Genomic DNA, 274 nt, shown 5'->3' on the forward strand with positions numbered 1-274 from the left:
GAACAAGATCCGTTGCTTCTCCATCACCATGTCCACTTGTAGTCCAAGCAGATGGACGAATTTCAGGATGTTGCATGATATAGCGGATCGTTGCAATTTGTTCCTTACTCAACCATGTGTAAGGTAGGACGTGGATGTGATCAATGTGTGGAATAATAAAGGATTGTCCAGTATCATAGGTCGCATTCGCTCCCTTCATCGGAATTTGATCCATACCGACCAACATGGCTGGCGTAAGATCTCCTTCTGCAAGCGGTGCAATATCAAAGATATA

At 44.2% G+C, this 274-nt stretch carries 1 protein-coding gene; it reads right to left on the bottom strand.

Features of this window, described 5'->3' with window-relative positions; translation table 11 throughout:
* Positions 1 to 274 (bottom strand): pneumococcal-type histidine triad protein (locus C1E99_RS03950; protein ID WP_161951145.1); only part of this gene is annotated, 274 nt, incomplete at both ends.

The organism is Streptococcus suis (assembly GCF_002964045.1).
Lineage (GTDB): Bacteria > Bacillota > Bacilli > Lactobacillales > Streptococcaceae > Streptococcus > Streptococcus suis_U.